This is a genomic window from uncultured Polaribacter sp., assembly GCF_947503855.1.
Classification (GTDB): domain Bacteria; phylum Bacteroidota; class Bacteroidia; order Flavobacteriales; family Flavobacteriaceae; genus Polaribacter.
The window spans coordinates 49120-74310 of record NZ_CANNFF010000008.1; the positions used below are offsets into that span (position 1 = coordinate 49120).

At 30.1% G+C, this 25191-nt stretch carries 24 protein-coding genes; 14 read left to right on the top strand and 10 right to left on the bottom strand.

Features of this window, described 5'->3' with window-relative positions:
- The first annotated feature begins 104 nt into the window (after positions 1-104).
- The 4 genes from Q0662_RS08300 (at position 105) to Q0662_RS08315 (ending at position 4823) form a co-directional block, all read left to right on the top strand.
- Positions 105-1028: a DUF368 domain-containing protein gene (locus Q0662_RS08300; protein WP_298948703.1), complete on the top strand. Its 924-nt coding sequence runs from the start codon at positions 105-107 to the stop codon at positions 1026-1028.
- Positions 1029-2036, top strand: a complete 1008-nt coding sequence (locus Q0662_RS08305) for a DUF368 domain-containing protein (protein ID WP_298948705.1) — start codon at positions 1029-1031, stop codon at positions 2034-2036.
- Positions 2017-2775 (top strand): shikimate dehydrogenase, encoded by a 759-nt coding sequence (locus Q0662_RS08310; RefSeq protein ID WP_298948706.1) that lies wholly within the window; start codon positions 2017-2019, stop codon positions 2773-2775. Before Q0662_RS08305 ends, Q0662_RS08310 begins: the two co-directional genes overlap by 20 nt.
- Before the next feature lie 98 nt (positions 2776-2873).
- Positions 2874-4823: a DUF349 domain-containing protein gene (locus Q0662_RS08315; protein WP_298948708.1), complete on the top strand. Its 1950-nt coding sequence runs from the start codon at positions 2874-2876 to the stop codon at positions 4821-4823.
- A 74-nt stretch (positions 4824-4897) separates the two neighbouring features.
- Here Q0662_RS08315 and Q0662_RS08320 read toward each other — a convergent pair whose 3' ends face one another.
- Together Q0662_RS08320 and Q0662_RS08325 are read right to left on the bottom strand one after the other, a co-directional pair.
- The gene (locus Q0662_RS08320; protein ID WP_298948710.1) at positions 4898-5671 is read right to left on the bottom strand and encodes a hypothetical protein; all 774 of its coding nucleotides are present in this window, start codon (positions 5669-5671) and stop codon (positions 4898-4900) included.
- Positions 5672-5673: 2 nt separating this feature from the next.
- Positions 5674-6768, bottom strand: coding sequence for a Nif3-like dinuclear metal center hexameric protein (locus Q0662_RS08325; RefSeq protein WP_298948713.1), 1095 nt, complete (start codon positions 6766-6768; stop codon positions 5674-5676).
- A gap of 52 nt (positions 6769-6820) precedes the next feature.
- On the opposite strand from Q0662_RS08325, the gene lpxK reads away from it, so the two are divergent.
- Positions 6821-7846: a tetraacyldisaccharide 4'-kinase gene (lpxK, locus tag Q0662_RS08330; RefSeq protein ID WP_298948715.1), complete on the top strand. Its 1026-nt coding sequence runs from the start codon at positions 6821-6823 to the stop codon at positions 7844-7846.
- An 11-nt stretch (positions 7847-7857) separates the two neighbouring features.
- Here the strand turns inward: lpxK and Q0662_RS08335 are convergent, their stop codons facing one another.
- From Q0662_RS08335 to Q0662_RS08350, 4 genes are read right to left on the bottom strand one after another with little or no spacing between them, the layout of a single operon-like run.
- Positions 7858-8757 carry an exopolyphosphatase gene (locus Q0662_RS08335; protein WP_298948717.1) on the bottom strand — a complete coding sequence of 300 codons (900 nt, stop codon included), beginning with the start codon at positions 8755-8757 and terminating at the stop codon, positions 7858-7860.
- Positions 8758-8763: 6 nt separating this feature from the next.
- Positions 8764-9252 carry a histidine phosphatase family protein gene (locus tag Q0662_RS08340; RefSeq protein ID WP_298948719.1) on the bottom strand — a complete coding sequence of 163 codons (489 nt, stop codon included), beginning with the start codon at positions 9250-9252 and terminating at the stop codon, positions 8764-8766.
- 36 nt (positions 9253-9288) lie between these two features.
- The gene (gene pdxH / locus Q0662_RS08345; RefSeq protein WP_298948721.1) at positions 9289-9936 is read right to left on the bottom strand and encodes a pyridoxamine 5'-phosphate oxidase; all 648 of its coding nucleotides are present in this window, start codon (positions 9934-9936) and stop codon (positions 9289-9291) included.
- Positions 9929-11374: a sodium:solute symporter gene (locus Q0662_RS08350; RefSeq protein WP_298948723.1), complete on the bottom strand. Its 1446-nt coding sequence runs from the start codon at positions 11372-11374 to the stop codon at positions 9929-9931. The genes pdxH and Q0662_RS08350 overlap by 8 nt, the downstream gene beginning before the upstream one ends.
- A 101-nt stretch (positions 11375-11475) precedes the next feature.
- On the opposite strand from Q0662_RS08350, the gene recR reads away from it, so the two are divergent.
- On the top strand, positions 11476-12093 hold the full coding sequence (gene recR, locus Q0662_RS08355; RefSeq protein ID WP_298948725.1) for a recombination mediator RecR: 618 nt from the start codon (positions 11476-11478) through the stop codon (positions 12091-12093).
- Between the two features lie 38 nt (positions 12094-12131).
- On the opposite strand, the gene Q0662_RS08360 is transcribed toward recR, so the two are convergent.
- Genes Q0662_RS08360 through Q0662_RS08375 form a run of 4 tightly spaced genes read right to left on the bottom strand, consistent with a single transcriptional unit; the run spans position 12132 to position 15260 of the window.
- Entirely contained in the window at positions 12132-12710 is a 579-nt protein-coding gene (locus Q0662_RS08360) for a CopD family protein (protein WP_298948727.1), read from the bottom strand.
- 55 nt (positions 12711-12765) lie between these two features.
- Complete coding sequence (hemH, locus tag Q0662_RS08365) at positions 12766-13782, bottom strand: ferrochelatase (RefSeq protein ID WP_298948729.1); 1017 nt, start codon at positions 13780-13782, stop codon at positions 12766-12768.
- A gap of 49 nt (positions 13783-13831) precedes the next feature.
- Positions 13832-14341, bottom strand: coding sequence for a TrmH family RNA methyltransferase (locus Q0662_RS08370; RefSeq protein ID WP_298948731.1), 510 nt, complete (start codon positions 14339-14341; stop codon positions 13832-13834).
- Positions 14342-14375: 34 nt separating this feature from the next.
- Entirely contained in the window at positions 14376-15260 is an 885-nt protein-coding gene (locus tag Q0662_RS08375) for a helix-turn-helix transcriptional regulator (RefSeq protein WP_298948733.1), read from the bottom strand.
- Between the two features lie 205 nt (positions 15261-15465).
- On the opposite strand from Q0662_RS08375, the gene hemA reads away from it, so the two are divergent.
- The 8 genes from hemA to Q0662_RS08415 all read left to right on the top strand — a co-directional run bounded on the left by hemA (position 15466) and on the right by Q0662_RS08415 (position 24939).
- Positions 15466-16701, top strand: coding sequence for a glutamyl-tRNA reductase (hemA, locus tag Q0662_RS08380; protein ID WP_298948734.1), 1236 nt, complete (start codon positions 15466-15468; stop codon positions 16699-16701).
- A gap of 10 nt (positions 16702-16711) precedes the next feature.
- Complete coding sequence (gene hemC / locus Q0662_RS08385) at positions 16712-18304, top strand: hydroxymethylbilane synthase (protein ID WP_298948736.1); 1593 nt, start codon at positions 16712-16714, stop codon at positions 18302-18304.
- 82 nt (positions 18305-18386) lie between these two features.
- Positions 18387-19358 (top strand): porphobilinogen synthase, encoded by a 972-nt coding sequence (gene hemB / locus Q0662_RS08390; RefSeq protein WP_298948737.1) that lies wholly within the window; start codon positions 18387-18389, stop codon positions 19356-19358.
- 53 nt (positions 19359-19411) lie between these two features.
- A complete protein-coding gene (locus tag Q0662_RS08395; RefSeq protein WP_298948739.1) occupies positions 19412-19714 on the top strand; it encodes a GIY-YIG nuclease family protein in 303 nt (100 codons plus the stop codon).
- A gap of 66 nt (positions 19715-19780) precedes the next feature.
- Positions 19781-21070, top strand: coding sequence for a glutamate-1-semialdehyde 2,1-aminomutase (hemL, locus tag Q0662_RS08400; RefSeq protein ID WP_298948741.1), 1290 nt, complete (start codon positions 19781-19783; stop codon positions 21068-21070).
- 76 nt (positions 21071-21146) lie between these two features.
- Complete coding sequence (gene hemE / locus Q0662_RS08405; protein ID WP_298948743.1) at positions 21147-22175, top strand: uroporphyrinogen decarboxylase; 1029 nt, start codon at positions 21147-21149, stop codon at positions 22173-22175.
- 135 nt (positions 22176-22310) lie between these two features.
- A complete protein-coding gene (hemF, locus tag Q0662_RS08410) occupies positions 22311-23213 on the top strand; it encodes an oxygen-dependent coproporphyrinogen oxidase (protein ID WP_298948745.1) in 903 nt (300 codons plus the stop codon).
- A gap of 403 nt (positions 23214-23616) precedes the next feature.
- Positions 23617-24939: a dihydrolipoamide acetyltransferase family protein gene (locus Q0662_RS08415; RefSeq protein WP_298948747.1), complete on the top strand. Its 1323-nt coding sequence runs from the start codon at positions 23617-23619 to the stop codon at positions 24937-24939.
- Positions 24940-25191 lie beyond the last annotated feature (252 nt).

The following is a 25191-nucleotide window of genomic DNA, read 5'->3' on the forward strand; positions in this document are numbered from 1 at the left end:
TTATAAAGTAAAAGTACAATATTTAGATATATTACAAATCATAGAACACTTTCCATTTTTTCTTTAAAATCTACTATCTTCGTCTTTCTAAATAACAAATTATTATGATTAGAAGTTTAAAGGATTATATTGTAATAGGTTTAAAAGGAATGGCAATGGGGGCAGCAGATGTTGTGCCAGGTGTTTCTGGAGGCACTATTGCATTTATTTCGGGTATTTACGAGGAATTATTAGGCTCTATTAGTAATTTTAATTTTAAACTATTAAAAACACTTAAAAACGATGGAATTAAAGCTGTTTGGAAACAAGTAAATGGTTCTTTTTTATTAGCGCTTTTTATCGGAATTTTTATCAGTATTATTTCTTTAGCAAAAAGCATAAAGTGGTTGTTAGAAAATAAACCCGTATTGCTTTGGTCTTTCTTTTTTGGATTGGTTTTAGCAAGTATAATCTATATTGGTAAACAAGTAAAAAAATGGAATTTTAAAATAATTCTATTTTTTATTTTAGGTATTGCATTTGGATATACCATCACAGTAATGCCTTCTACAAATGCTGCAGATTCTAACTTTTTATTTTTAGTTTTTGCGGGTGCAATTGCCTCTTGTGCAATGATTTTACCAGGAATATCCGGTTCTTATATACTCCTTTTAATAGGTGTTTACCCTATCGTTATGACAGCCATTACTACAAAAGATGTTAAAATAATAGGTGCAATTGGTGTTGGAGTCATTATAGGTTTATTGTCTTTTTCTAAATTATTAAAATGGTTGTTTACTTATTATAAAGAACAAATGCTAATTGTTTTAACAGGTATTATGTTAGGTTCTTTAAACAAAGTTTGGCCATGGAAAGAAACCGTTTCTACATACATCAATAGCCATGGGGTTACAAAACCTTTGGTAGAACAAAGTATTTCCCCCTTTTCTTATACAGAAGATCCGCAATTATTAATGGCAATAGTATTAGCTATTGTTGGTTTTGCATTGATTTTAATAATGGAAAAATTAGCCGTAAATAAAGCATAAATGCAAAAACCAAGAAGCTTTTTAGAAAAAACATATCTTTTTTTAAAAGGATTAGCAATGGGGGCTGCAAATAAAGTGCCAGGTGTATCTGGTGGCACAGTTTCTTTTGTTTTTGGTTTTTACGAAGAATTAATTTATTCTTTTAAAAAAATAAATTTAGTCGCTTTTAAACTATTGATCAATAGGCGTTATAAAAGTTTTTTTAAATATATAAATGCAGAATTTTTATTGTTGATTATGGGAGGTAGCATTTTTAGCTACTTTAGCATTTCTTTAGTGTTAGATTATTTTTTAGATAATTACGAGCTCTATGTTTGGAGCTGGTTTTTTGGGATGATTATTGGCTCCATATATTACATAGGTAAAGACTTTGGAGAATGGAATAATACCAACATCATCTCATTAATCACTGGTGCAGTTATTGGTATTGGTATCAGTTTTTTAGAGCCAGCCAGAGAAAATGATAATCTTTGGTTTGTATTTGTTTGTGGTATTATCGGAGTTTCTGGCATGACATTACCAGGTTTGTCAGGTTCTTTTATCTTAATATTATTAGGGAATTATGTGTTGTTATTGGTAGATTCTGTTAACGAATTACTTTACATAATGAGCAATTTGGTAATTGGTAATTTTGATATTTTACAAGAACCAGAAAAAATTAGATATCTAAAAATAATAAGTGTTTTTACAGCAGGCTCTCTGTTTGGTTTGGTTTCCATTAGTCATATTTTAGGCTATGTTTTAAAACGATATCATAGCATTGTTACAGCTGTAATTATTGGTTTTATAACAGGTTCTTTAGGTATAGTTTGGCCTTGGAAAAAAGCTGTTTTTTTACAAAACAATAACACTCTTTTATTTGATAAAAAAGGTAATAAGATTGTAGAAAATTATAATAGATATTTACCAGACTTAACATCTGCAGAAACTTGGTATGCTGGTTTTTATATTATTTTAGGAATTGTATTAATTTTAATTATAGACTTTTATGGACGAAAAAAGAAATAAAATATTTGGACTTTTAGGTAAAAACATATCCTATTCTTTTTCTAGAGGATATTTTTCAGATAAATTTAAAGATTTAGGTTTAGAAAACCATCACTATAAAAATTTTGATATTCCAGAAATTTCAGATTTTCCGTCTATCATTAAAAACGAAACATTTTTATCTGGAATGAATGTAACCATTCCTTACAAAGAAGCCGTAATTCCTTATTTACATAAATTAGATAAAACTGCCAAAAAAATAGGAGCCGTTAATACTATAAAAATTACAAAAAAAGGAAATTTAAAAGGTTATAATACAGATGTAGTTGGTTTTGAGCAATCTATTTTACCATTTATAAAAAAGCACCATACACATGCATTAATTTTAGGTACAGGTGGCGCCTCTAAAGCCATTGCTTATGCATTAAAGAAAAATAATATCAAATACAAATTTGTTTCTAGAAAACCTTCAAGTAAAAAAGAAATATCTTATGATGATTTATCTGAAAAAAAATTACATAAATATCAAATAATTATCAATTGTACGCCTTTAGGAACATCACCAAATACTCATTTATGTCCTAATATTCCATATCAGTTTTTAACCAATCAATATTTATTATTCGATTTGGTTTATAATCCAGAGGTATCTACATTCTTATCTAAAGGATTAGCGCAAGGAGCTGCCATTAAAAATGGTTACCAAATGCTAGAACTACAAGCAGAAGAGTCTTGGAGGATATGGAATGAAACCAAATAATTCAAAAACAAATAACTTTTTGTTAGTTTTATAAGTTGTCTGTATATTTATAGAATATAATAATAATGTATTATTAATCGAACTTAAACATTGTAGATATGTTAGATCCTAAAGAAAACGTTGAAAAATCAACAAATAAGGCTGAAGAAATTACCAATAAACCTGCAAAAACAGAAGCGGTTACTGAGCCATCAGAAATCAATCAGGAAACAAAAGAACCGATCGTTAAAGTAACTGAAGAAGAACCTGTAGTACAAGCAGAAGATGAAAATTCTGAGGCTATAGATGAAGTAGAAAAATCGGTTGCAGAAAAAGCAGAAAACAACGAACCTAAAGAGGAGGAAGAAGCGGTAGTAGATTATTCTAAATTTACGCTTGAGGAATTGGTAACTACTTTAGAAAAAGTAATTTCTAACCATCCAGTTCAAAAAATTAAAAGCCAAGTAGAAGGTATTAAAAGTGAATTTAATACAAAGTTTGGTACAATGTTGGCAACTAAAAAGAAAGCTTTTTTAGAAGCGGGTGGTAATTCTATAGACTTTCAATTTTCTAGTCCCATAAAAACGACCTACAATAGTTTACTTTCTAAATATAAAAAAGAAAGAGATGCTCATTATAAAGCATTAGAACAACAACTTAATGAAAATTTAGAAAAAAGATTAAACGTTATAGAAAGCTTAAAAAGTCTTATCGAAAATGCGAATCCAGATACGATGTATAAGGAGTTTAAAGAATTGCAAGATTCTTGGCGCGCAATAGGACCTGTTTCTAAAACGAGATATAATGATACTTGGAAAACCTATCATCATCATGTAGAGCGTTTTTACGATTTACTTCACATGAGTAACGACTTTAGAGATTTAGACTTTAAAAATAATCTTGATGAAAAGCTTAAAATTATAGAAAAAGCAGAGGCTTTAGCAGAATTGACAGATATACAACAAGCCTTTAAAGAATTACAAGTTTTACATAAAACATGGAAAGAAGATGTTGGACCAGTGGCTAGAGAAATGAGAGAAGATATCTGGAAAAAATTTAGTGCTGCTACTAAAAAAATTCATGATAGACGTCATGACCATTACAGAGAAATGAAGTCTAAGTACCAAGATATTATTAAAGAAAAATTAGTAGTTATAGAAGCTATAGATGCCTATGATACTTCCAATAACAAAACGCATAAAGACTGGCAAAAAAGTATTAGAGAAATAGAAGCGTTAAGACAAGAGTACTTTAAAGCTGGTAAACTGCCTTATGCTAAAAGTGAAGAGGTTTGGCAAAAATTTAAAGCTGCCACTAAAAAATTTAATAGTGCAAAAAACCTTTTCTACAAGCAAGAAAAAAATGAGCAACAAGAAAACTTGCAAAAAAAGTTGGCGCTAATAGAAGTTGCAGAGTCTTTAAAAGAGAGTACAGATTGGGAAATGGCAACTAATGCTGTTAAGAAAATACAAGCAGATTGGAAAAAAATTGGGCATGTACCCAGAAAATTTTCTGATGATATTTGGAAAAAATTTAAAAATGCTTGCAACCATTATTTTGATAGATACCATGATCAAAAAAATGCAGTTAGTAAAGAGCAACAGACTGTAATAGACGCTAAAAAAGCATTTTTAGAAACTTTAAAAGATAAAAAAGACCTTACAAAAGATAACGTTTTAGCAATTATAGAAGAGTGGAAAGACCTAGGAGCTTTACCAAGAAGCGTAAGGCATTTAGAAGGTAAGTTTAATAAACAAGTAGATAATATGTTAGAAAGTTTGTCTTTAGATAAACAAGAAGTTTCTATGTTAAAATTTACAAATGTTGTTGATAATTTAGCAGCTAATAACGATGTAAGAAAATTAGACTCAGAACAAATCTTTGTTAGAAAAAAAATAGACGAAATTGTTAGAGAAATACAACAGTTAGAAAACAATTTAGGTTTCTTTTCTAATGCGAAAGATGACAATCCACTTGTTTTAAATGTAAAAAACAAAGTGCAAGAATTTAAAGATGATTTAGCAATTTGGAAAGAAAAACTAAGTTATCTTAAAAATTTAGATTATTAAATTTTTCTAAACTTATAGACAAAAAAACTCGAAGCTACAGCTTCGAGTTTTTTTATAAATATATTTTAATTTTCTTAAGAAAATAATTTGTCCATTTTAGCTTTTTCTTCTTCTGCTAAAGCAGCATCTACTAAAATACGACCACTATGCTCGTCTATAGTAATTCTTTTTCTGTTAGCAATTTCTAACTGAACCTGTGGCGGAATTGTAAAGTAAGAACCCCCAGAAGCACCTCTTTCTATTGCAACTACTGCTAAGCCATTTTTTACTTTATTTCTAATTCTAGAATATGCAGAAAATAAATGGTTGTCTAAAGATTGAGAAAATTCTTCAGATTTTTCAGCTAACAATTTTTCTTCTTTTTCAGTCTCTTTTAAAATAGCGTCTAATTCTGCTTTTTTATGAGCTAAATGTTGTTCTTGTTTAGCTAATTTTTCTTTAGTAGCGTCAATTACTTCGTGTTTTTGAGCAATTTTGGCTTTGTACTCGTTAATTCTTTTTTCTGCCAATTGAATTTCTAAATCTTGGAATTCAATTTCTTTAGATAAAGAGTCAAATTCTCTGTTATTTCTAACATTTTTTTGTTGCTCTTCGTATTTTGCCATCAATGCTTTAGAATCTTCAATAGCTTGTTTTTTATTGTTGATTTCGGTTTCTAAGTTAGCAGCATCTTCTGTTAAGTTTGAAATTCGCGTATTTAAACCGGCAACTTCATCCTCTAAATCTTCTACTTCTAAGGGTAGTTCACCTCTAACATTTCTAATTTCGTCAATTCTAGAGTCTATTAATTGTAAGTCATACAATGCTCTTAATTTTTGTTCAACTGAAATTTCTTTCTTCTTTGCCATGTTTATATGTAATAAATTGGATTTGTACTTTTTTCTGATAAAATGATTGCAAAATTACTAAATTTTTTTGTAAGATAATCAACCAAAAGGTTTTTTGTAAACTGTTCGCTCTCATAATGCCCAATATCTGCCAATAAAATACTTTTTTCGGCTTTAAAAAACTCATGATATTTAAAATCAGCACTCACATAGGCATCTGCACCCGCTTTTTTTGCATTCGGAATAGCAAAACTACCAGCGCCACCTAAAACTGCTATTTTTTTAATTTTTTTGTTTAGTAATTCAGAATGTCTTACACAGTCGGTTTTCATTTCTCGTTTTAAAAATAGTAAAAATTCTTTTTCACTCATTTCTTGTTCAAGTTCACCAAGCATGCCCATTCCAATATTTTGATGTACATTTTCTGTGGTAGTAATCTCGTAGGCAATTTCTTCATAAGGATGAGCTTTTTGCAAGGCTTTTAAAATTGCATTTTCGTGCTGGCTTTCAAAAGTTATGGAAACTTGAGTTTCTTTTTCTGTATGTAATTTCCCTTTTTCACCTAAAACTGGTTTCGAATTTTCATTGCCTCTAAAAGTTCCGTCACCTTTGATGTTAAATGAACATTGGTCGTAATTCCCAATATTTCCAGCACCAGCATTGAAAAGTGAATCCCTTAACTTTTTGGCATCATTAGAAGGTACATAGGTGGTTAGTTTTTTTATAATTCCCTTTTTAGGAATTAAAACCTTTGTATTGGTTAGCCCTAAAACTTCACATATTTTTGCTGAAACACCGTTTTTAGAATTGTCTAAAGCTGTATGTGTTGCGTAAATAGCGATGTCGTTTTTTATGGCTTTTAAAACTACACGCTCTACATAAGAATTTCCATTTAGTTTTTTTAAACCACCAAAAATTATTGGATGAAAACTAACAATTAAATTGCATTTTTTAGCAATAGCTTCATTTACAGTTGCTTCTAAAGTGTCTAAAGTTACTAATACACCAGTAACTTGGGCGTTATAATTACCCACCAATAAACCTACATTATCAAAATCTTCTGCATACTGTAAAGGCGCTAATTTTTCTATGTAATTTGTAATGTCTCTAACAATCATTTCTGTAATTTTCGAATACCAAAGTTAACATTTTTAATGTATTTTTACCCAGATGAAAGTAATTAGATTTTTATTGTTTCCTTTTGCAGTTTTGTACGATTTTGTAACTAGAATTAGAAACTTATTTTTTGACAAAGGTATTTTAAAACAAACTTCTTTTAAAATCCCTGTAATTGTTATAGGTAATTTAAGTGTGGGAGGCACAGGTAAAACACCACAAACAGAATATTTAATACGGTTATTAAAAGATACTTACAAAACAGCTGTTTTAAGTAGAGGTTATGGTAGAAAAACAAAAGGGTATATCCATTTAAGCAATAAACATTCTGCAAATGAAGTAGGTGATGAACCATTGCAATATTATAAAAAATTTAGAAATATTAATGTTGCTGTTGATGAAAATAGGGTAGAAGGAATTCAATATTTGTTAGCACAAAATAAGCCAGAATTGGTTTTATTAGACGATGCTTATCAACATAGAAAAGTAAAAGGGAGTTTTTATATTTTACTTACAAAATACAGCGATTTATTTACGGATGATTACCTATTACCAACAGGAAGTCTTAGAGAAAGTAGCAAAGGAGCAAAAAGAGCCAATGTTATTTTAGTAACAAAATGTCCAGAAAATTTATTGGAAAAAGAGCAAAAGGTAATCAAACAAAAAATTTCAAAATTTAATAAAAGTGTATTTTTTACAAGCATCACATATGCAAATACTATTAAAGGATTTTATAATTTTAATTTAGAAACTTTAAAGGAATATAGTGTTTTGTTAATTACAGGGATTGCCAACTCAAAACCTTTAACTAGTTTTTTAAAACAGCATCAAATAACGATACAACATTTAAAATATAGAGATCATCATAATTTTACAGATATAGAAATTGTAGATATTATAACCAAATTTAGAGAAGATACAGCTTCTAAAAAACTAATTTTAACTACAGAAAAAGATTATGTTCGATTATCATCAAGCATCGAAGAACTCTCTTATTTGCCTATAAAAACAAGTTTTTTACAAAATCAGCATAAAGAGTTTGATCATCTGATTTATAAACATGTGAAAGAATTTAATTAATGTAAATTTTTTTATAATGTATTGTTAAATAGCGATTTAATGATACCGTCAGAAAGCCCAATTTTTGGCACATAAATTTTTCTAGCTCCACTCCATTTCATAGCAGAAAGATAAATTTTAGTTGCAGGAATAATAACATCTGCTCTATCTGGGTTTAAGCTAAGTTCAGAAATTCTATCTTCATAGCTCATGTTTTTTAAAAACTGATATTGAGCATTCAGATAAATAAAAGAAATAGGTTTACCTTCTGTTCTACCAGACATTTTAAAGAGTTTGTTAATATTTCCTCCAGAACCAATTAGAGATACTTTTTTTAAGTCTTTGGTGTTTTTCTTAATCCATTTTTCTACGTTGGCAAAAATTTCTTTGTTTACAGATTTTTTGTTGTTTAATAAACGTACTGTACCCATTTTAAAAGATTTAGAGGTGGTAATTTTTCCTTTAGAAAAAATAGTAAACTCTGTGCTACCACCACCAACATCAACATATAAATAAGAATTGTCTCCTTCTATTAAGGTATTTAAATCTGTAGAAGATATAATTGCAGCTTCTTCTTTACCACCAATAACATCTATTTTTACCCCAGTTTCTTCAAAGATTTTGGCAACCACTTCATCTCCATTTTTAGATTCTCTCATAGCAGAAGTTGCACAAGCTTTGTATTTTTCTACTCCATGTACATTCATTAATAGTTTAAATGCTTCCATGGCGTTTATCATTCGGGTAATATTACTATCACTAATAATGGCATTGCCAACAAAAGCATCTGCACCTAAACGAATGGGTACACGAACTAAAGATGATTTTTTAAATTGAGGTTCTTTGTCTTCTGCTACAATTACGTTTGAAATTAATAATCTAACGGCATTAGAACCAATATCTATTGCAGCATATTTTTTTATTTCTAACAAAATATTTTATTTATGATTTTTAGGAAATTCTATTAAAACAGTTTTTCCTTTTCGAATGTTTTTCCAGTGTTTTTCTTTAAATTGGATACCAATTACTCCACAAGTGGTAACGTGTGCAATAGGTTTGTCTCCAAATTTGTTTACAAAAGTATTGATACCGTGATCGTGACTAAATATAATTGCAGAGTTAAAGCCATCATCTAAAGCATTTACTGTTTTTACTAAATAACCATCGCTAAAACTATACAATTGTTTTTTTATTTGAAGATTTGCATGAGGAAAACCAAATCTTTCGCAAAAAATTACAGCAGTATGTAAAGCTCTATTAGCGCTACTGGTAATAAAAGCGTCTGGTCTTATAATTTTTTTAGATAAATACTTAGATATTAAATGCGCATCTTTAATCCCTCTTTTTTTTAAAGGTCTATCTATATCATCAATACCTTTGTAGGTCCAAGATGATTTTGCGTGCCTAACTATATAGAGTGTTTTCATTTAATTTTTGGTTGTAAATAGGTAAATATAAAAAAATTAAGGTGCTAATCTTTCTAGTTTCCAAGAAAAATCTTCTTGCAAAGTATATAAAATTCTATCATGTAACCTGTTAGGTCTCCCTTGCCAAAACTCTATAGAAGTTGGTTTTGTTAAGTAGCCTCCCCAATGTTTTGGTCTTGGTATTTCTTTACCTTCAAACTTTTTTTCTAAGGATGATAAGTTTTCTTCTAATGCTTCTCTAGAGCTAACAACACTACTTTGGTTAGATGCCCAAGCACCTAATTTACTTCCATCTGGTCTAGATTCAAAATAACCATCAGATAAATTTTCTGCTAATTTTTCTGCTTTCCCTTTGATAATAATTTGTTGTTCTAAAGCTGGCCAGAAGAAAGATAAACAAATATTGTTATTTTCTTGAATTGCAGTCCCTTTTTCCGAAGAATAATTGGTGTAAAAAACAAAACCCTCCCAAGTAATTTTTTTTAATAAAACCACTCTACTTTTTGGGTATCCATCTTTGCCAATTGTGGCAATTGTCATAGCATTGGTTTCTTCTACTGTTTCAGATTCGTCTGCGTTTCTAAACCAAGTTTGAAACAATTCCATTGGATTTTCTGGACAGTTACCTTCTAGAAGTTCTTGTTTTTCGTATGATTTTCTGTAGTTGCTTAAATCTTTAGGCATTTTTTGTATTTCTTTTAAACAAATATAAACCCAAAAAAGTTAAAAACCCATTTAAAACTAAAACAAAAAAACCAACATCGAAATCGAAAAATTTTAAACTGTGGTAACTAATTATAAATGTTAATATAGGCGCTAAAATACAAATTGCAGGTACCATTTTGTCTTTCACATTTAATTGGGTAAATAAGCCAAAAGCATATAAGCCCAATAGAGGGCCATATGTATAACCAGCTGCTTTAAAAATATTGGCAATAACACTTTCATTGGCAATAAAATATTTAAATATTAATATGATTAAAATTAAAAGAATAGAAAATACAACGTGAATTTTTTTACGAGTTTTAATTTGATCTTTTTTGTTTTTCTTTTTGTCGATCTCTAAAATATCAATACTAAAAGAAGTTGTTAAAGAGGTTAATGCAGAATCTGCACTAGAATACGCTGCTGCTATCAATCCTAAAATAAAAAATAAAGCTGTTGCTAAACCTAATTTTCCACTTGTAGCAATTACAGGAAAAAGTTGATCTTTATGTGCATCTATACCTATTTGTTGTGCGTAATCTGTAAGTAAAATACCTAATGCTAAAAAGAAAAAATTTACAATTACCAATACAATTGTAAACCAAAACATATTTTTTTGTGCATCTTTTAAATTTCTACAGGTAAGATTTTTTTGCATCATATCTTGGTCTAAACCTGTCATAACTATAGCAATAAAAGCTCCTGAAAGTAATTGTTTCCAAAAGTAATTTCCTTTGCTAATGTCATCTAAAAAGAATGTTTTAGATAATTTGTTTTCTGAAACATAGGTAAACAAATTAGATATTTTCATTTCGCTAGAAATGGTGTAAATACAAACGCCAACAGCAATCAACATAAATAAAGTTTGCAAAGTATCTGTCCAAACAATGGTTTTAATACCGCCTTTAAATGTGTACAACCAAATTAGTAAAATGGTAATAGAAACAGTAACCCAAAAAGGAACCCCAAAATCATCAAATAAAACTACTTGCAATACTTTAGCTACCAAAAATAAACGAAATGCAGCGCCAATTGTTCTAGAAAGTAAGAAAAAGCTTGCGCCAGTTTTGTAAGAAAATCTACCAAACCTATCTTCTAAATAAGTGTAAATAGATGTTAAATTGAGTTTGTAATACAAAGGCAATAATACCAAACCAATTACAGCATACCCGACAATATAGCCCAAAACCATTTGAAAATAACTCATGTTCTGTGCTTCTACCCAACCAGGAACAGAAATAAATGTGACGCCAGAAAGTGAGGCTCCAATCATACCAAAGGCCACCAAATACCATGGTGATGCGTTATTTGCCTTAAAAAATGTAGTATTATCTGCCGATTTTCCTGTAAAATAAGAAATAAAGATTAAGATTGAAAAGTAAGCTACAATTAATAAAATTATATAGTGTGGTTGCATTTTTTAATTACGAATTATACATTGTGATTTACGAATATAATCTATTTAAAAAATAATGCAATATTTTATATTTCGTAATTGTGAATTCGTAATTTTGCTATATGGATTTTTCATCAAAATTATTAGAGAACGCAGTAAACGAAGTAAGCAGATTACCTGGTATTGGTAAAAGAACTGCTTTGCGTTTGGTTTTACACTTATTAAAGCAGCCCAAAGATCATACAAAATTTTTGTCTGAAGCGTTATTACATGTAAGAAATGATGTAAAAACCTGCGAAAAATGTCATAATATTTCAGATACTGTTTTTTGTGATATCTGCCAAAACACCAAAAGAAATCCAGAGATTGTTTGTGTGGTAGAAGATATTAGAGATGTAATGGCTATAGAAAGCACTTCTCAATTTAATGGTTTATATCATGTTCTGGGGGGTAAAATTTCTCCAATAGAAGGTATTGGTCCACAAAATTTACAAATAGAATCTTTAGTTAGTAAAGTAGAAAAAGGAGAAGTTAAAGAATTGATTTTTGCCCTAAGTTCTACAATGGAAGGTGATACTACCAACTTTTACATTTTTAAGCAAATCGAAAAATTTGATATTACAACCTCTACGATTGCACGTGGTATTTCTGTAGGTGATGAATTGGAATATGCAGATGAGGTTACTTTAGGAAGAAGTATTGTAAATAGAATTCCTTTTTCTCAATCTTTGAAAGCATAAGAAAAAACTTATTAAAAAAATGAGTTTTAACTTATTCTTTATTGCTTTTCATTTAAAACCTCTTTTTCAGCTTTTTCCCAAGATTTTTTTTCTCTAATCTTTTTATAGAGTTTAATGCCTAACATCATTAAAATACCAAAAAGGATAATACCAACAACGCCCCAAATCCAGTTGATGGCACTTTTAACAGTCACTAAAAAAACAACTGCAAACAGAATTATGGTAGAAACTTCATTTAGTATTCGTAATTTAAAAGCAGAATATTTTACAATATCATTTTGTAGTTTCTTGTAAATAGTATGGCAAAAACCTTGATAAAAATACAGTGCCAATACAAAAGCTAGTTTGACCAACATCCAAGGTTCAGATAAGTAATAGGGATTTTGGTACAACATCCAAAAGGCAAAAATACTTGCTAAAATTGCAGATGGCCACGTAATTATGTACAATAAGCGTTTGCTCATTAATTTATACTGCGTTTGTAAAATAGACTTTGCGGGTTCTAGTTTATTTTCTGCCTCTGTTTGATAAATAAACAAACGAACAATGTAAAATAAACCAGCAAACCAGGTTACTACAAAAATAATATGTAACGCTTTTATGTATAAAAAGTCCATAATTTTGTTTTAAGTTTCAGAGTTTCAAAAGTTTTTTATTAATCATTAGCCACAACTACTCTTCAATCCAATTTACTAAAACATCTACCCAATCATCGTTATCATTTATACAAGGAATTGCATGAAATTCTTCGCCACCAGCTTCTAAAAATTCTTCTTTACCTTCCATGGCAATTTCTTCTAAAGTTTCTAAACAATCGGAAACAAAAGCTGGGGTAACTACCGCTAACTTTTTAATACCTTTCTCTGGATATTTTTCAATCATTTTATCTGTATAAGGTTGTAACCAAGGGTCTCCTGCTAATCTAGATTGAAACGAAACAAAATATTCTTCTGGTGTTAAGTTTAAATATTCTACCACTTGTTTTGTAGTTTCATAGCATTGATGTTTGTAGCAAAACTCATGAGCAGGAGAGTTTGTTTTACAGCATTCAAAATTTACACTATCATTTGGTTTGCAGTGCGATTTTGTAATGTCTGATTTTCTAACATGTCTTTCTGGAATACCATGATATGAAAATAAAATCTTGTCCCATTCTTTGCCTTCTAAATAATTTTTTATGCTATCTCCTAATACTTTTATATACTCTTTTTTGTGATAAAAAGCAGGAATGTGCTTGAATTTCATCTGTGGAAAAAATTCTGCTCTTAATTTTTCTGCCAGTACTAAAATGGTGTCTGTAGTTGCCATTGCGTGTTGTGGGTATAGAGGTACAATTAAGACATCAGTTACACCTTTGTCATGCAATTCTTGTAATCCCATTTTTATAGATGGTGTTCCATAACGCATTGCTAATGCAACAGGCAATTCTGTTTTTTTTTGAACTTTATCTAATAATCTTTCTGATAAGACTATTAGCGGAGAACCTTCATCCCACCAAATTTTTTTGTAGGCTTTTGCAGATTTTTTTGGTCTTGTATTTAAAATAATTCCTTTAACTAAAATAGTACGTAACCATTTTGGTGCGTCTATTACGCGTTCGTCCATTAAAAATTCATCTAAATATTTTCTTACATCTTTGGTAGATGTGCTTGCTGGTGATCCTAAATTTACTAATAAAACTCCTTTCATTTTTTATGCTGAATTTATTTAAGTATCTATTTGTTTATTTTGATATTTCCTAATTCTTAGCTGTCAACTGACTTGTAACCTCATATAAAGTAATAGCCAAACTATGTATAACATTCATACTCGAGTTTCTCCCATACATTGGAATTGCAATAGTGTAATCAACCAAATTTATATGTTCAATTCCATTGCGTTCGCTACCCAAAAGTAATACGATTTTTTTGTGATTTTTAAAATTAAAATCTTGAATATTGATGCTTTTATCAGTAATTTCTATACCAATAATGGTATTTCCAGCGGCTTTTAATTGCTGAATAGTTTCTTCAAAACTACGATAATAATCATAGTTAATTTGATTGATCGTATTTCTGGCAGTATTGATTACTTTTCTATTTTCTATGGAGGGAGAAGCTTCATGAAAATAAATTTTTTCGACCCCAAAACTCTCAGAAATTCGAAAACACATCCCAATATTTTCTGGAGTTCTAATCGCATCACAAACAATGGTAATAGGAAACTGTTTCTGAATATTTTCGATATCGTAATGTGTTAATTGTTTCATTTTTTTATCTCAAAGTTAAAACACTAATATTTTCTTACTGCTTCAAACTCATTACATATTTTTTTGGTGTTGTACCAAACTTCTTTTTAAAAGCGGCAATAAAATGGCTTGCTGTACTATATCCAACTTGCAACCCAACTTCATTAACATTGTATTGATTGCTTTCTAGTAGTTTTCTGGCATGTTCCATTTTGTAATCTAGTAAAAAGCTAAAAACAGTATCACCATAAATTTGTTTAAAACCTTCTTTTAGTTTTTTTAAATTAAGTCCAATTTCATTGGCTAACTCTTGTAAACTTGGTGGTTCTGCCATTCTAGAAATAATAATTTCTTTCGCTTTTCTAATTTTTAGAACGTTTTGTTCGTCCACTAAAAAAGGGCAATATTCTCCAGCAATATTTTCTTCTTGTTGAAAATGTAAACTCAACAATTCATAAATTTTTCCTTTTACATATAATTCTCTAATCGAACTATTAATATTAGAGTTGATGATTTGTTGCAAAACAATTAAAACTGTAGGTTTAATTTCAGTATCATCATAATATTTTTTATTGCTATTTTCATCACTTAAAAAAGGAATGTAATTAGACTCTTTAGAAAATAACGAGTGAAATTTTTCTATAGAAATTAATAAAGATAATAAGGTTGTTTTGGGTTGAATTTCTAAGTGAATAGGTAAAGTTCTTTGCGGATTGTATAGTAAAATAGACCTGTTGTCTAAAACGTCAAAAGAATAACTGCCATTATTGAATAAAAATTTAGATTTACCACGCAAGCAAAAATGCATTTGTATGAAAGATTGGTCTATTTCTCTTTCAAAATTTACAGAATCTTTGCTTTCGTTCTGAAAATGAAGTACATAAAAACCTTTTTCAAGCGTAATTTCATCTAAAGTACTTTCTCCGACATTTTTAAACATAGAAAAGACTATTTTTTAGTTTGTTTTTATTTAGAATCATTCTATATAAAAAATAATTAAAACCTAATATATAAAGCAAAAATAAGGTATTTGGTTAATTTAATAGTAAAAAAAACTCAAAAAACACTTATCGTTATTAAAAGTTCTTTTGTCGATACTTTTTTATAGATATACTAATTATTTTTGTGGCATCTTTTTAAATTATATGAAAGAACTAGGGCAGGAGCACTTTTACAATATTGGTGTAAGTTATAAAAAAGCAGATGCAGAAATACGTGGTAAGTTTTCTGTGTCTGCAGAAAACCAGATTGCACTCTTAAAAGCAGCAAAAAATAAAGGTATTTCTGGGGTTTTAATAATTTCTACATGCAACAGAACAGAAATATTTGGTTTTGCAAACAGACCTTGTTTGCTTATAGAGCTATTGTGCGGTTTTTCTGAAGGTACCACAAAAGAATTCTCTGCATTTTCTCATGTTTACGAAGAGCAACAAGCCATTAATCACTTATACAGAATTGGTACGGGTTTAGATAGTCAGATTTTGGGCGATTATGAAATTGTAGGACAATTAAGGCAATCATTCAAATTAGCAAAAAAAATAAAAACCACCAATGCCTATACAGAGCGTTTGGTAAATAGTGTTTTACAAGCTAGTAAAAAAGTAAAAAATCAAACCCAATTAAGTTCTGGTACAACTTCAGTTTCGTATGCTGCAGTGCAGTACATCACTAAAACTATACCTAATTACAACACTAAAAACATATTAGTTTTTGGTTTGGGTAAAATGGGGAAACACACATGTAAAAACCTTGCAGAATATACAGATAATAAGAAAGTTTGTTTAATTAATAGAACAGAAGAAAAAACCACAGAATTTGTAAAAGAGCATAGTTCTATTAGAAAAGCTGTTATAGAAAACTTAACTGAAGAAGTTGCAAATGCAGATATTTTAATAGTTTCTACAGGTGCAGAAAAACCTACAATTACAAAAAAACACATTTCTAAAAATAAACCGTTGTTAATTTTAGATTTGTCTATGCCAGAAAACGTGGCTCATAATGTAGAAGACCATAAAGGTGTTTCTTTAATAAATGTAGACGAACTTTCTAAAATTACTGACGAAACTTTAGCCAAACGTTTGGCAGAAGTGCCATTAGCAGAAAAAATTATAGACACTCACAAAACAGAATTTAAAGATTGGTTAAATCATAGAAGATTTACTCCTGCAATTTCTGCTTTGAAAGATTCTTTAGAGTCTATAAAGAAAGATGAAATTAATTTTCAAAAAAAGAAACTTTCTAATTTCGATGAAAATCAAGCAGAAATCTTAACTTCACGTCTTATTCAAAAAATTACTACGCAATTTGTAAAGCATTTAAAAAATGAAAATACTTCTGTTTCAGAAAGCATAGATGTTATCCAAAAAGTGTTTCAATCTTAACCAAAAATAAATGCAAAAAATTATTAGAATAGGAACTCGCGATAGCCAATTAGCGCTTTGGCAAGCTAATAAAGTTCGTAAAGAATTAACAGAATTAGGTTACGATTCTGAGATTGTTCCTATTAAATCTGTAGGAGATATTGTTTTAGATAAACCACTTTACGAATTGGGTATTACAGGTGTTTTTACAAAAAATTTAGATATTGCAATGTTAAATGGAGACATTGATATTGCTGTTCATTCTTTAAAGGATGTGCCAACAGTATTACCAGAAGGTATTGTACAAGCAGCTGTTTTAAAAAGAGCAAACTATAATGATATTTTAGTTTTAAAAGACACAGAAGAATTTTTTGGGCAACCCAATGCAACCATTGCTACAGGTAGTTTACGTAGAAAAGCAATGTGGTTAAATCGTTATCCCACACATAATGTAGTAGATTTAAGAGGTAATGTAAACACACGTTTACAAAAACTAGATGATAGTGATTGGAATGGAGCTGTTTTTGCAGCAGCTGGTTTAGAAAGAATAGGAATTCGTCCAGCAGGAGCAGTTAATTTATCTTGGATGATTCCAGCTCCAGCACAAGGGGCAATTATGATTGCAGCTTTAGAAAAAGACAATTATATTTTAGATGCTTGTGAGCAATTAAATCATCATGAAACCAAAGTTTGTGTTGGTATAGAGCGTGAGTTTTTAAGACTGTTAGAAGGTGGTTGTACAGCGCCAATAGGAGCATTAGCTTATGTAGATGCTAAAACTGAAGAAATTAATTTTAAAGGAGTTTTGTTAAAAAAAGATGGCTCTAAAAAAATATCAGTCACTAAAACAGCAGTGTTGGGTAAACATCACTTATTGGCAAAAGATTGTGCAGATTATGTTATCAATAGAGGGGGAAAAGAGTTGATGTTAGAAGATCTTGAAGGGGAGTCAATTGTAACTCATAAAGTATTTTCAACTAAAAAGTTATCAGAAATTCAAAAGAAAACTTTACCAAATACTATTGGTATAGAAGATAGCGATTTTATTAAAATCCGTTTTAATAGAATTCCACCAAAGGTGATGAAAAACGAGCTAGAAAATGTTGTAATTACTAGCCAAAACGGAGTAGAGGCCATTTTAAATTCTTTTACTAAAAACGAATTAAAATTTAAGAATATTTTTTGTGTTGGTAGAAGAACCAAAAAATTAATTGAAAATAGAATAGGAGCAGTAACTTACGTTGCAAAAAATGCTTTAAAATTAGCAGAATATATTTCTAAAAAAACAAACATCAAGGAAGTTACCTATTTTTGTAGCAATTTAAGAATGGATGTTTTTCTAACCTATTTAAAGGCAAATGATATTGTTGTAAATGAAGTTGAAGCTTACAAAACAATGCTGAGTTCAGAAAAAATTGCAGATGATGTTTCTGGAGTTTTATTTTACAGTCCATCAGGAATTGAAAGCTATTTACAAGAAAATTCAACAGATAAAATAGCTTTTTGTATTGGAGAAACAACAGCAAAAGAAGCTAGAAAACATTTTGATAAGGTACAAGTTGCTAATTTGCCAAGTGCAGAAAGTCTGTTAGAATTGGTAAAATCTCATTTTTTAGCAAATTAGATGTTTAAAATGTTTCCTCGATTGCAGTTAAGAGGTTTCTTTATTTCTCTACTGCGTTTGTAATGATAATAAGTTATAGTAAATGTTTAGAACAAGAAGACTTAGAAAACAAGAAGGAATTAGAAGATTGGTTAGAGAAACCAAACTTTCTGTAGACGATTTTATTTATCCACTTTTTATTGAAGAAGGTAAAAATATAGAAACAGAGATCGTTTCTATGCCTGGTATCAAACGTTTTTCTTTGGATACAATTTCTAAAGAATTAGATGAAGTTGTAGCGCTAAATATTCCTGCAGTTTTATTATTTGGTATTCCATCAGAAAAAGATGATCAAGGCACAGAAACTTGGAATGATAATGGTGTTATGCAACAAGCTATTCGTTTTATCAAGAAAAATTACCCAAGTTTATATGTAATTACAGATGTTTGTTTTTGTGAATATACGTCTCATGGTCATTGTGGAATTATACATGATAATGATGTAGATAATGATGCTACTTTGGTAAACATTGCAAAGCAAGTTATTTCTCATGCCAAAGCAGGCGTAGATATGGTAGCGCCCTCAGGAATGATGGATGGGACCATAGATATGATTCGTCAATCTTTAGACAATACAGGTTTTGCAGATTTGCCAATTATGGGATATTCTGTAAAATATTCATCGGCTTTTTACGGTCCTTTTAGAGATGCTGCAGATTCTGCACCAACATTTGGAGACAGAAAAACCTATCAAATGGATCCTGCAAATAGGGATGAAGGAATGCGTCGTGCAACTTTTGACGATCAGGAAGGAGCAGATATTTTAATGGTAAAACCAGCTTTGTCTTATTTGGATATCATCAGAGATTTAAAAAATAATTTTGATAGACCAATAGCCTGTTACAATGTAAGTGGAGAATACGCTATGATTAAAGCAGCCGCAGAAAAAGGTTGGATTGATGGCGAAAAAGTTATGATGGAAAGTTTATTGTCTATGAAAAGAGCAGGAGCAGATATTATTATTACTTATTTTGCAAAAGAAGCTGCAAAATTATTGGGGGCAAAAAATAAATAGAAATGCTGTCATTCCTGCGTAGGCAGGAATCTCAAATTAAAAAAGGATAATAATTGTTTAAAACTAAACATCAATATTATGTGTACATTATCACAAATAAAAAAGATGGAGTTTTATATATTGGTGTGTCAAACGATTTAGAAAGAAGAATGTTTGAACATAAAAATAAATTAGTTAAAGGTTTTTCTTCAAAATATAATTTAAATAAGTTGATTTATTTTGAATCGTATCAATTTGTTAAAGATGCTATTAAAAGAGAAAAGAATTTAAAAAAGTGGAAAAGAGATTGGAAAATAAATTTGATAGTTGAAGACAATGCTGATTGGATAGATTTATCAGAAGATTGGTTTGATTAAAATAAGAGATTCCTGCCTGCGCAGGAATGACAGAATCTTTAAAAACGAATTGCAAAAGATTAAAAAATGAACTTTAAAAAATCACAAAAATTATATACAAAAGGATTAAAAAACTTAGTTGGAGCCGTAAATTCTCCAGTAAGAGCATTTAGTTCTGTAGGTGGAAACCCTTTGTTTATCAAAAAAGCAAAAGGCAGTAAAATCTATGATGTTGATGATAATGAATATGTAGATTTAGTAGTTTCTTATGGACCAATGATTTTAGGTCATCGTCATAAAAAAGTAGAAAAAGCAGCAAAAAAAGCCTTGAAAAAAGGCTATTCTTTTGGTGCCTCTACAGAGGCAGAAATAAAATTAGCAAAAATAGTTTGCGATGCTTTTCCAGAAATGGATAAAGTACGTTTTGTAAATTCGGGTACAGAAGCTGTTTTAAGTGGAATTCGTTTGGCAAGAGCGTTTACTGGTAAAGATAAAATCATAAAATTTTCAGGCTGTTATCACGGGCATCAAGATGCATTATTGGTAGCTGCAGGTTCTGGTTTAGCAACTTTAAGTTTACCAGGTTCTAAAGGAGTTCCAGAAGGCGCTGTAAAAAATACGTTAATTGCAGAGTATAATAATTTAGAAAGTGTAAAAGCGCATTTTGATAAATACGATGATATTGCCGGTGTAATTATAGAGCCAATTGGTGGAAATATGGGGGTTGTTATTCCGCAGAATAATTTTTTAAAAGAATTAAAAGAGTATTTACAATCTAAAAATGCTTTGTTAATTGCAGATGAAGTAATGACTGGTTTCCGTTCAACTTTTGGAGGAGCGCAAGAAAAATTAGGAGTTGTTGCAGATATTACCTGTTTAGGTAAAGTAATTGGTGGTGGTTTTCCTGTTGGAGCTTATGGAGCAAGAGAAGAAATTATGCAACAAGTAGCGCCTTTGGGAGGCATGTATCAAGCGGGAACTTTATCTGGAAACCCAATTGCAATGGCTGGAGGAATCTCAACTTTAACAGAATTGAAAAGACAAAATCCGTATGATAAATTTGAAGAAATAGGAAGTGTTTTAGAAGTGATTTTATTAGAAACTGCTAAAAAATACAATGTAGATTTAATAGTAAACAGATTTGGTTCTATGATGAATCCCTTCTTTACAAAAAATAAGGTCACTAATTTTAAAGAAGCACAAACTTCAGATACCCAAAAATTTGCAGTTTTCTTTTGGGAAATGATTAAAAACGGAGTGTTTTTACCACCAAGTCAGTTTGAAGCTTGGTTTTTGAACTCAGCAATTTCAAAAAAAGACATTAAAGTTTTTGCAGCGGCAACAGATAAAGCCATGCAAAAAGTTTCAGGAATGTAAACTAATATTGCTTTATGCAATACGCTTTATGCAATTTGCTGCCTAAAGCGAATAGCTTAAAGCTCAAAGCAAAATCATGATAAAAAACGATTTATTTTTAAGAGCATTAAGAGGTGAAACTGTAGAAAGACCACCAGTTTGGATGATGCGTCAAGCAGGAAGGTATTTGCCAGAGTTTCAAGAAATCAAAAAAAAATACGATTTCTTTACACGTTGTCAAACGCCAGAACTAGCCTCAGAAATTACGGTGCAGCCTATCCGTAGGTATGGTATGGATGCTGCCATTTTGTTTTCAGATATTTTGGTCATTCCACAAGCCATGAATATTCATGTGGAAATGAAACCTAATTTTGGCCCCTATTTACCAAATCCAATCAGAAATCAAAAAGATTTAGATGCTGTAATTGTACCAGACATTCAAGACACTTTAGGGTATGTAATGGATGCCATTAAAGCCACTAAAGAAAAGTTGAACGATGAAATTCCGTTAATTGGTTTTGCAGGTTCACCTTGGACAATTTTATGTTACTGTGTTCAAGGTCAAGGTTCTAAAAACTTCGATAAAGCCAAAGAATTATGTTTTACAAACCCTGTTGTGGCTCATAGTTTATTGCAAAAAATAACAGACACAACCATTGCCTATTTAAAAGCAAAAGTAGCTGCAGGTGTAAATGCTGTGCAAGTATTCGATTCTTGGGGAGGAATGTTATCTCCAGTAGATTATCAAGAATTTTCTTGGCAATATATTCAGCAAATAATAGATGCTTTAAAAGATGAAATTCCTGTAATTGCTTTTGGGAAAGGTTGTTGGTTTGCGTTAAATGAAATGTCTAAATCAGGAGCAGCAGCTTTAGGTGTAGATTGGACCTGTTCTGCAAGAAATGCACGTTATTTATCAGGAGGAAATATTACCTTACAAGGTAATTTCGATCCAACAAGGTTGTTTTCTCCACCATCAGAAATTAAGAAAATGGTTACCCAAATGATTAACGAATTTGGCAAAGATAAATACATTGTAAACTTGGGTCATGGAATTTTACCAAACATTCCTTTAGATCACGCAAAAGCATTTATAGACGCTGTTAAAGAATATAAAGCAAATTAAAAAAAGTTTTATTTGGGCGTTACTTTATCCTGAAAGCATTCAGGACCAAGTCGCGCTTTCCATTATATCTTTTTGCAGAAAAAGCAAAAAGGATGTCATTTCAATCGCTAACGCATCAATTTAAAAGCAAAAGTTATGAAAGATATATTTTTCGCCTACATAGAAAATCTTCAAGACACCATTACTTCTAATTTAGAAGCAATTGATGGAAAATCATTATTTCAAGAAGATAATTGGCAAAGAGCAGAAGGTGGTGGAGGTAGAACTCGCGTCATAGAAAACGGAAATGTTTTTGAAAAAGGTGGGGTAAATATTTCTAAAGTTTTTGGAGAGTTACCAGAAGCCCTAAGAAAGCAATTTGGTGTAAAAGAAGGTAATTTTTTTGCTTGTGGTTTAAGTCTGGTATTGCATCCAAAAAATCCTTTTGTACCTACTGTACACGCAAATTGGCGTTATTTTGAAATGTATGATAACGCTAGAAACATTGTTACCCAATGGTTTGGTGGGGGTCAAGATTTAACACCCTATTATTTGTTTGAAGAGGATGCAACTCATTTTCATCAAGTTTGTAAATCAGCTTGCGACAAACATCATCCTGAGTTTTATCCAAAGTTTAAAAAAACCTGTGATGAGTATTTTTGGAACACACACAGAAATGAAGCACGTGGAATTGGAGGTTTATTTTTCGATTATTTAAAAGAAACCGAAGAATTTTCAATTAAAGATAGATACAATTTTGTTACTGAGATAGGTAATAGTTTTTTAGAAAGTTATGTGCCAATCGTTAAAAAAAGAAAAGAACTTGATTATGAACAGCAACATAGAGATTGGCAAGAAGTTAGAAGAGGTCGTTATGTAGAATTCAATTTAGTACACGATAGAGGCACACTTTTTGGTCTAAAAACAAATGGCAGAATAGAAAGTATTTTAATGAGTTTACCACCAATTGTACAGTGGAAATACAATCATCAACCCAAAGAAAATTCAGAAGAAGCTAGGTTGTTAAAGGTTTTAGAACAGCCCAAAAAATGGGTTTAGTTTTCATTTTTAAAATAATTTTGATTAAAATGATGTTACTGTTTTTATAACCATTCCATTTATTTCTCCTCTAGACAGTGTATAGCTTCAAAAAGGTTTTAAATAGTAAGAGTGGTTCTCTTATTTAGTTTTTAATAAACTTTAATAATATTTTATTTTAGGAAAATTAAAATAGAAAAATATTCTTTTTTTTATATCACATTTATTTAGATAAAACAAAACATTGTTAAATACGCAATATTTAAGTATTAAATAATTTTATTTTTATGTATTTATTAATAATTAGTGGTAATTAATATTAATAATACAAATTACTGTAATTAATGATTTTAATTTTAGTAATTTTTTTAAGAAAAAATCACCTCTTTTTTTAGTACTTTTGCAACTTATAAAATTTGATTAAATGGCAAGATTTGAATTAAAGTTACCAAAAATGGGAGAAAGTGTTGCAGAAGCAACCATCACCTCTTGGTTAAAAGATGTTGGAGATTCCGTTGAATTAGATGAAGCTGTTGTAGAAATTGCCACAGATAAAGTAGATTCTGAGGTACCTTCTGAAGTAGAAGGAACTTTGGTAGAAATTCTGTTTCAAAAAGATGATGTTGTTGCTGTTGGTGATACAATTGCTATTATAGAAACAGAAGGAGAAAATGATGTTGAAGAACAAACTCCTACGAAAAATGAAAAAACAGTTGCTACAGAAAAAGTTAAAGAAGTAGAAAAAACTATAGAAAAAGCATCAGAAATTATTGCAACACCTCTTGCTAAAAATTCAGATTCAGGTAAATTTTACTCACCATTAGTTAGAAACATTGCTCAAACAGAAGGTGTTTCTATGGAAGAACTAGAAACCCTTGCTGGTTCTGGTAAAGATGGGAGAGTTACAAAAGATGATATCCTATCTTATTTAGAAATTAGGGGTGATATTTCAAATGAAGTTGAAGAACTTAATTCATCAGTTGTGCCGAAACATATTGAAAAATCAGTTTCGAAATCAGTACCTGTTTCTATAAATGGTGAAGATGAGGTGATTGAAATGACAAGAATGGGCAAGTTAATTGCCAAACATATGGTAGATTCGGTTCACACATCAGCACATGTGCAATCTTTTATAGAAGTAGATGTTACAAATATTGTGAAATGGCGTAATAAAGTTAAAAACGAATTCTTGCAAAGAGAAGGAGAAAAGTTAACGTTTACTCCTATTTTAATGCAAGCTGTAGCAAGCACCATTAAAAAATATCCGTTAATTAATATTGCTGTTGATGGTGATACCATCGTTAAAAAGAAAAATATTAATTTAGGGATGGCTGCAGCCTTACCAGATGGTAATTTAATTGTGCCCGTTATTAAAAATGCAGATCAGTTAAATTTAGTGGGTATGACATCTGCTGTAAACGACTTAGCAAATAGAGCAAGAAATAATGCTTTGAAACCAGATGAAATACAAGGAGGAACCTACACTGTAACTAATGTAGGTGGTTTTGGTTCTGTAATGGGTACACCAATTATAAATCAGCCGCAAGTTGCTATTCTAGCTTTGGGTGCTATTAGAAAAGTACCTGCTGTGATAGAAACTCCAGATGGAGATTTTATTGGAATCAGACAAAAAATGTTTGTTTCACATTCTTACGACCATAGAGTTGTAAATGGAGCTTTGGGGGGTATGTTTATTAAAACATTAAAAGAAATATTAGAATCTTGGGATGTAAATCAAGATTTTTAAAAATACATAAATCATATAATCCAAAAAGCTCACTATTTGTGAGCTTTTTACTTTTAGCTAGCTTAAATTTTTATATTACTGATATTTAGTTTATTACACTATGATTTAGTGAAGTTAAATTTTAACAAAAAGTAAAGTATGAAAGTTTTTAGAGAGTTACTATGTTTGGGTTTTCAACTATTTTATTTCTTTTATCTGAACTTACAATTTTTAAAATAGTAAATTAGCATATTATAAATTAAAATTAAAATA